The organism is Nostoc sp. CALU 1950 (assembly GCF_051172895.1).
Classification (GTDB): Bacteria; Cyanobacteriota; Cyanobacteriia; order Cyanobacteriales; family Nostocaceae; genus Nostoc; species Nostoc edaphicum_A.
On the sequence record NZ_JBDNJQ010000363.1, the window covers coordinates 1 to 1,488 of the forward strand.

General features: G+C 34.9%; 1 protein-coding gene and 1 pseudogene. One reads left to right on the forward strand and one right to left on the reverse strand.

Annotated features, from left to right (window positions below):
• Positions 1–211: 211 nt before the first annotated feature.
• The gene (locus ABF638_RS37900; RefSeq protein ID WP_435027873.1) at positions 212–1,084 is read left to right on the forward strand and encodes a D-alanyl-D-alanine carboxypeptidase family protein; all 873 of its coding nucleotides are present in this window, start codon (positions 212–214) and stop codon (positions 1,082–1,084) included.
• A gap of 169 nt (positions 1,085–1,253) precedes the next feature.
• On the opposite strand, the pseudogene ABF638_RS37905 reads toward ABF638_RS37900, so the two are convergent.
• Positions 1,254–1,488, reverse strand: a pseudogene (locus tag ABF638_RS37905) (ISAs1 family transposase); the annotation flags it as partial.

Sequence of the window (1,488 nt, forward strand, 5' to 3'; positions counted from 1 at the left end):
GCTTCTTAGTTGTACTGAGTTTTTTCAGAAATCAAATATGAGTCCTATATTACTAGTATGTATGAGATATTTTGTATAAGTTCTACACAACTATCAGCAAACATAAGCGATTTATCTATATCTCTACTCTTTATACTTATCATTCAGCAATAACAGACCTTTTCAAGAGAATAATTAATTTTATTTAAATCAAATAAGTAATTATTTAAAGATGAAACTCACCTTCAAAAAGAAAAAATCACTTAATAGAATTATTAGAAAGATAAGTTTCATTAGTATAGTTATCTTGATAATTTTTATATTAGTAGCTAGCAATGAGATTACCCACCACAAAGTTGCTATAACTGCCCAACCATTAAACGGATGCTTGAGTAATGATTCCTTAACTTGTACAGATACCTCTAAAGAGACAATATCAGAACCATTTATTCCCAACCCAAAATTAAATCATCAACAGCGTTTTTTATCTGCGATCGCTAGAAATTTAACCACAATTCCCCAGCCTGGTACTTATGAATATATTTTGCTACGAGCTTATGGTGCAGTCTTTGTAAATCAAGATATCGGGATGAAACTGCCACCAAAACATATCTTTGCCAATGAACAAGAAACCCAAGATTTTCAAGCTACTTTAACAATGGGTCATGTCGATGGCACTAGAGACTGTTACTTACAAAAATCGGCGGCTGAGGCTTTAAATAAAGCGCGATCGCTACAAAGAATTCCGCTAAAATCTGGTTATGGTTCTGGTGATTGTACTCGCACTTTCAACACGAATTTAAGATTTTGGTATAAATATGCCAACAATCAAGTTTTGGCAAAAGTTAAAGCGGGAAAAGAAACAAAAATTCTCGGTTTAGTTGCACCTCCCGGAACTTCACAACATCTCTGGGGATTAGCAATTGATTTACGCGTAGGTAGCACAGAACAAAGAAAAGCTCTTAATCAAAATGGTTGGTTTCAAACTGTAGAAAACGATATTCCACATTGGACTTATGTAGGTTTGTCTGAAGAGAATTTACCTCTGTTTGGTTTTAATAAACAAGTTGACCGTGGGATTACTTATTGGATTACGCCATTATGATTTTTAGCAGAAGTGTTGAATGTTAAGAAAAATCCGATAAAAATAACCCAAAATATGGTAACTTTGGGCGAAGGCTTAAAATATATTAGTTTGATTGTTTGTGATTATCAAGAAAGGCAGAGGGCAGAAGGCAGAAGGGATTTATCCCAACTCTTCTTGCCCGATAGCGAAGCGTTAGCGATGCAGGAATTGCTGTAATTTCATTCGATTTATCGGCGACTTTCACTTGTCCTAAAACAAGGCGATACTGGCTTGACCACGCACTGACTAAATGTATTGCAGATTTTCCTTGTTCTCTATCATAAGAACCTTTAAGGGTCTTACCATCAATCGCAATTACTTGTGCGCGAACTGTTTCAACTATTGACTGTACCCATTTTTGAAAGCATTGCTCAAATACTTTT

Bases quoted from the DNA above. Each gene is read 5' to 3' on its own strand.
- ABF638_RS37900 (WP_435027873.1), top strand. From the start codon at position 212: ATGAAACTCACCTTCAAAAAGAAAAAATCACTTAATAGAATTATTAGA.